At 69.4% G+C, this 6,325-nt stretch carries 5 protein-coding genes and 1 pseudogene; 4 read left to right on the forward strand and 2 right to left on the reverse strand.

Annotation, left to right across the window (positions count from 1 at the left end):
* From FNH05_RS29145 to murQ, 4 genes are all read left to right on the forward strand, one after another.
* A partial coding sequence (locus tag FNH05_RS29145) for a DUF1343 domain-containing protein (RefSeq protein ID WP_144592058.1) occupies positions 1-744 on the forward strand: 744 nt, incomplete at its 5' end.
* A 7-nt stretch (positions 745-751) separates the two neighbouring features.
* The gene (locus FNH05_RS29150) at positions 752-2,509 is read left to right on the forward strand and encodes a serine hydrolase domain-containing protein (RefSeq protein ID WP_144592059.1); all 1,758 of its coding nucleotides are present in this window, start codon (positions 752-754) and stop codon (positions 2,507-2,509) included.
* A 296-nt stretch (positions 2,510-2,805) separates the two neighbouring features.
* Complete coding sequence (locus FNH05_RS29155; RefSeq protein WP_186382793.1) at positions 2,806-3,756, forward strand: MurR/RpiR family transcriptional regulator; 951 nt, start codon at positions 2,806-2,808, stop codon at positions 3,754-3,756.
* 24 nt (positions 3,757-3,780) lie between these two features.
* Complete coding sequence (murQ, locus tag FNH05_RS29160; protein WP_144592060.1) at positions 3,781-4,707, forward strand: N-acetylmuramic acid 6-phosphate etherase; 927 nt, start codon at positions 3,781-3,783, stop codon at positions 4,705-4,707.
* Positions 4,708-4,720: 13 nt separating this feature from the next.
* On the opposite strand, the pseudogene FNH05_RS29165 reads toward murQ, so the two are convergent.
* Positions 4,721-5,442: pseudogene (locus FNH05_RS29165) on the reverse strand (Fic family protein).
* Positions 5,439-5,933 (reverse strand): phosphoribosyltransferase, encoded by a 495-nt coding sequence (locus tag FNH05_RS29170; RefSeq protein ID WP_144592061.1) that lies wholly within the window; start codon positions 5,931-5,933, stop codon positions 5,439-5,441. The pseudogene FNH05_RS29165 and the gene FNH05_RS29170 overlap by 4 nt, the downstream one beginning before the upstream one ends.
* Positions 5,934-6,325 lie beyond the last annotated feature (392 nt).

Genomic DNA, 6,325 nt, shown 5'->3' on the forward strand with positions numbered 1-6,325 from the left:
GGCTTCTTGGTGCTCGACCGGCCCAATCCGCTGGGGGGCCGGGCGGCGGGGCCGATGCTCGACCCCGCGTTCGCCTCGGGCGTCGGCCTGAAGCCGATCGTCCAGCAGCACGGCATGACCGTCGGCGAGCTGGCCCGGTTCTTCGCGGGAGAGTTTCTCCCACCGGCCCGGATCGAACTCGACGTGATCCGGGTGCGCGGCTGGCGCCGGGACAAGGAGTTCGCCCAGACGGCACTGACCTGGACACCGCCCAGTCCGAACATGCCGACCCCGGACACCGCGCGGGTCTACCCGGGGCTGGGCATGTTCGAGGGCACGGTGTTCTCCGAGGGCCGGGGCACCACCAGACCGTTCGAGATCATCGGTGCTCCCGGGCTCGACTGGCGCTGGCGGGACGCGCTGACCGCGCTGGACCTGCCCGGCGTCCGTTTCCGCGAGACCTACTTCGCGCCCACCTTCGGCAAGTTCGTGAACCAGGCATGCGGCGGGGTGGAGCTGACCGTCACCGACTCCCGGTCCTTCGACGCCATCCGCACGGCGGTGGCGATGTTCGTGACCGCCAAGCGCCTCCACCCGGATCTGTTCGCCTGGCGGCCCGATCTGGCCATCGACAGGCTGTCCGGCTCCAGCCGGCTGCGCACGATGGTGGACGCGGGCGCCGGGGTGGACGAAATCACCGCCTCGTGGCAGGCGGAGCTGGCCGGTTTTGTGGCCAGGCGGGCACCGTACTTGCTCTACTGGTGAGGTTCTCATGCCCGTGAAAAGGCTTCTGGCCGTGATCACGATCGCGGCCCTGACGGTTTCTGGAGCGAGTGCCATCTCGAGTGCCACCGCCGAGTCGCCGGGAGCCGTGGCGGGCCGGTTCGACCGGCCCTGGCACGGTTTCGCGGCGGCGGACACGGTCCTGCGCCGCGGCAGCCCGGGCGAGGCCGGGCTCGATCCGGGGCCGATCCGGGATGCCGAGCGGTTCCTGTCGGACTGGAGCACGAACGATCCGGTGACCGGGCATCCGCACTTCGCCGGGGCGGTCGGCCTGCTCGCGCACGACGGTGTGATCGTGGACGAGTTCGCCACCGGTCAGGCGCTGCGGTACGCCGACGCCGCGGGCACCGAACTGCCCACCGACCGCCAGGTGCCCATGCGTCCGGACACGATCTTCGACCTCGCCTCGGTCACGAAGCTGTTCACCTCGATCGCCGTGCTGCAACTGGTCGAACGGCATCAGGTCGGTCTCGACGAGCCGGTCGCCACGTACCTCCCGGAGTTCGCCACGCACGGCAAGGAGAACGTGACGGTCCGCCAGCTGCTTACGCACACATCGGGTCTGGACGCCGACCCGGTGCCGTCGTTGTGGCAGGGCTATCCGGATGTTCCGGCCCGGCGTAAGGCGGTGCTCGACAGTCCGCTGGTGAACCCGCCGGGGAGCACCTACCGGTACTCCGACATCAACCTGATGACGCTGGGTTTCCTGGTGGAACGGCTGACGGGGCGTCCACTGGACGCCGTGGTGCGCGACCGCATCACCGCACCGCTGGGAATGGCCGACACCGGGTTCAACCCGCCGAGCGCGAAGCTGGACCGCATCGCGGCGACGGAGTACGAGGCGCAACCGCCGCGCGGCCTGGTCCGCGGCCAGGTGCACGACGAGAACGCCTGGGCCCTCGGTGGTGTCTCCGGGCACGCCGGCGTCTTCTCCACGGCGGCAGATCTGGCGGTCCTCGCGCAGATGATCCTCAACGGCGGCAGCTATCACGGCGTCCGAATCCTGCGCGCGGACACGGTCCGCATCATGCTCACGAACTACAACCAGGCGTTCCCCGGCGACGAACACGGCCTGGGTTTCGAGCTCGACCGGATGTTCTACATGGGTGCGCTCTCGTCCCCGGTGACGGCGGGCCACACCGGCTTCACCGGGACGAGCCTGGTGATCGACCCGGAATCACGCTCGATCGCGATCCTGCTCACCAACCGCGTCCACCCGACCCGAAACTGGGGTTCCATCAATCCGGCAAGGGAGACCTGGGCCACGGCACTGGCCCGCGCGATGTCCGTCCGCCCCGCGGTGGGGAAGGACGCCTGGTTCAGCGATCCGGGGAACCTGAGCACGGCCACCCTCACCACACCGGTCCTGTCCGGGGTTAGCTCGTTGCGTGTGAACTTCGTCGCCTTCGTCGACACCGAATCGACCGATCCCCTGGTTCTGGAAGCGAGCCGAGACGGCGTTTCCTGGCAGCCGGTCGAGCTTCGGGCCGACGGTCCAGGCGCACCGCCAGGCCCGGTCAGCGCCCTGGCCGGCCACGGACACCGGTCCTGGTGGCGCGTGTCGGCGGAATTACCCGCAGCCGATCCGGTGATCCTTCGCTGGCGCTATACGACTGATGCGCACTACACGGGCCGAGGCGTATACGTGGACGGTGTCCGAATAACCAGCAACAACGGCATTGTGTTGGATGCTGAACACACCCCTTGGTCACTGAGCGCAACCGGTTGGACGCTGACTTCCCACTGAAGGGGAGCAAAATTTCCTTCTCCGCGCGTCATAGCCGAGACGGGATCCGCTCTCTAGCACGGAAGTACGGCGCGAACCACCGACGATCGTTGGCTGTTTCGGGAACCGCAGTAAGTTGCCAAGTCGTTAACAAGTAGAGGTTAACGACTCCGACCTGGTTGGCGACTTTCTGGGCAACTGAGTCAGCGCAGCTCGGACGTGCAGGGGCGTCCCCGTTGCGATCATCCCGAAGGATGTGGATAGTGTTGTCGCAAACGCCTACGGTTAGTAACTTTCCCACGGCAACCGAGGGTGAAATGGTGTCTGGTTCGACACATTCCGGCGGCAGCCCGGCGAGCCGTGAGACCGAAGCGAGCCCTCTGGTCCGCATTCGCTCGCTTCTTCCCGGCCTGGCCAGAGCGGAACAGAGAGTAGCCAAGGTAGTACTGGAAGACCCGTCCGCGGTAGCCCGTCGCAGCATCACCGAGGTCGCACTGGCGGCGAACACGAGCGAAACGACGGTCACCCGGTTCTGCAAGGCGGTCGGCGTCGGCGGCTACCCGCAGCTGCGCATCGCGCTCGCGGCGGACACCGCCCGCAGCGAAGCCCGCTCGACCCGCAACCTGGGCGGCGAGATCAGCGTGAACGACGACCTGGCCGCCGTGGTCGGGAAGGTCAGCTTCGCCGACGCGCGGGCCGTCGAGGAGACCGCCGACCAGCTCGACATCGCCACCCTCGAGCGGGTCATCGGCCTGCTCTCCGAGGCCGGCCGCGTCGACGTGTACGGCGTGGGCGCCAGCGCGTTCGTCGCCGCCGACCTGCAGCAGAAGCTGCACCGGATCGGCCGCGTGTGCTTCGCGTGGTCGGACACGCACATCATGCTCACCTCGGCCGCGGTACTTCGCACCGGCGACGTGGCGATCGGCGTCTCGCACACCGGCGCGACCACCGACACCGTCGAAGCCCTGCGCGTGGCGCGGGAGCACGGCGCCACCACCGTCGCACTGACGAACTTCCCGCGTTCCCCGATCACCGAGGTTGCCGACTACGTGCTCACCACGGCAGCGCGGGAGACGACGTTCCGATCGGGCGCGACCGCGAGCCGGATCGCCCAGCTCACGGTGATCGACTGCCTGTTCATCGGCGTCGCGCAGCGGCACATGGAGGCCGCTTCCCAGGCACTGGACGCCACGAGGGAGGCCGTCGGCAGCCACCGGCTCGGGGTGCGGCCCGACGGCCGGAGGCGGCCCCGTGAGACAGGTAAGTAAGCAAGAAGTGAAATGAGGCCGACGATGAGGGTGCCGAGTCAGGTAGTGCACGTTGATTCCCCGACCGAGCAACGCAATCCCCGCACGACCGAGATCGACCGCCTGCCGACGCTCGGCATCCTCGGCCTGATCAACACCGAAGACCGCCGGGTGCCCGAGGCCGTCGGCGAGGTCCTGCCGCAGTTGGCGACCGCGGTGGATCTCGCGGTCGAGGCGTTACGGGCCGGGCACCGGGTGCACTACGTCGGCGCCGGCACCTCCGGCAGGCTCGCCGTGCTGGACGCGGCCGAGCTGGTGCCGACCTACAACGTGCCGCCGGACTGGTTCGTGGCACACCATGCCGGCGGCACGAAGGCGCTGCGCGAAGCGGTGGAAAACGCCGAGGACGACGCGCAGGGCGGGGCGGACGAGCTGGCTGCGGCCGTGGAACCGGGCGACTTCGTGCTGGGTCTGACGGCCTCCGGACGCACCCCCTACGTGCTCGGCGCACTGAAGGCGGCGAACCAGCACGGCGCCGCGACGGCACTCGTCTCCGGTAATCCGCGGGCCGCCCGGCCTGCCGGGGTCGACGTGCTGATCGCGGTCGACACCGGGCCCGAGGTGATCGCAGGCTCCACCCGGATGAAGGCGGGTACCGCCCAGAAGATGGTCCTCACCGCCTTCTCCACGGCGACGATGATCAAGCTCGGCCGGACGTACTCCAACCTCATGGTCAGCATGCGCGCGACGAACGCGAAGTTGCGCGGGCGGATGCTGCGCATCCTCCGCGAAGCGACCGGAGCGTCCGATCAGGAGTGCGCGGACGCGCTCGCCGAGTCCGATGGCGACCTGAAGGTGGCGCTGGTGCACCTGTTGTGCGGAGTGGACGGTGCCACCGCCACCGCGCTGCTGGCGGCCAGCGGCGGACACGTCCGCAAGGCGGTCAGCACCTGCGCGGCGCGGACCGCCTGACGGAAACCGGGTTTCAGCCCGCGGCCTCAGCGATGCCGCGGGCTTCCCGCGCGCCCTTCTCGATGGCCTCGCAGACGAACAGGATCCAGCCTCGGACGCCCTCGGGCTCGCCGGAGGCGAAACCCTGTGCCGCCTCCTGGTAACGGACCACCCGCCGGAAGCACGCCACCTCCGGCACGCTCAGCGACTTCGGGTCCACACCGGTCGCCACCATGGTGAGCCGGGCCGCCGCCCTGGCGACCACCCCGTCCGCGCTGCCGAAGGGCCGCAGCGCGAGCAACTCCCCGTGCACCACCGCGGCCAGCAGCGGACCGGGCACCGAGGTCGCGCCCGTGACCAGCGGCGAGAGCAGTTCGAGGCGCGCTCCGCCCCCGGCGCGGGGCCCAGGGTCTCGGGATCATCGACGAGATCGGCGGCGGCCAGGACGTGCAGGCGGGCCAGCGCCTGAGCCGGCGCGCGGCGCCAGGTCGGGAGCAGGGACTCGAGTGACTCGGCCACCCGCAAGGCACCGGCGAGGATCGGATCGGTCACGGCGGCGTCGGCGGGGATTTCCGGATCGGCGCCGTCGATGGCGGCCGAGGCCCGGGCGGCGCGGACGGAGGCTTCCGCCGCGGTCGCCGAACCGCCGCGCAGGTTCGCCGGGTGGCGGTGCACCGCGAAAACGGCGTCCTGAGCGGCCTTCACCGCGTCGGCGACGCCTTCCAGTTCCAGCAGTGGGGCCAGTGGGTCGCTCATGCGTCCAGCACCTGCCCCGACCGCCGCACCACGGGCGGCAGGCTCGACCACGGGAAGTTGATCCATTTGTCGGTATGCCGCCACACGTATTCGCAGCGGACCTCCGAACGCGGCTTCTCGTAGACCACCGCGCATCGGACCTCGGCGACGTGATCGGCACAGAAGTCGCGCACCAGCTTCAGGGTGGCCCCGGTGTCCGCGACGTCGTCGGCGATCAGGACCCTTGCTCCGGTCAGGTCGACGGCGTTGGGTACCGGCGGCAGCATCACGGGCAGGTCCAGCCGCTCATCCACGCCCGTGTAGAACTCGACGTTCATGACGTGCAGGTTCTTGACGTCCAGCGCGTAACCGAGCGCGCCCGCGACGAACAACCCGCCGCGCGCCACGGACAGGATCAGGTCCGGCTCGAAGCCGCTGTCGGCGATGGCCTCGGCCAGTTCCCTGCCGGCGGTACCGAACAACTCCCAGGTGAGCTCTTCCCGCTCAGCCATGCACCCTCCTCCGTGACACCGGTAGAGCGAGCATAGGAGGCGCCCCGGACCTCCCTCGCTTCGCCCGGATTCAGCCGGAACGAGCTACCGGCGAACGGTCTCGGCGTGTCACGATGAGGCCGGGTGCGCGAGCCGGCCTTCTCCTCGCCCCCGGCGGGGAGCGATTGCTGCACTCTTTCGCTGTGAGCACTAACGTCGCTAACGTGCTTCCGGCATCAGCCACAGGTAGGTAACTTCAGGAGGCCGTGCACCATGACCGAGCAGTCCCCGGCATTGGACAACCTGCTCACCGAGAACCGGACCTTCCCGCCGAGTGGGGTGTTTGCGGCGGGGGCGAATGCGGATGAGGGGTGGTATTCGCGGGCGGAGGCGGATCGGGATGCGTTCTGGGG

Origin of the sequence: Amycolatopsis rhizosphaerae (genome assembly GCF_007713715.1) — a bacterium.
Classification (GTDB): domain Bacteria; phylum Actinomycetota; class Actinomycetes; order Mycobacteriales; family Pseudonocardiaceae; genus Amycolatopsis_E; species Amycolatopsis_E rhizosphaerae.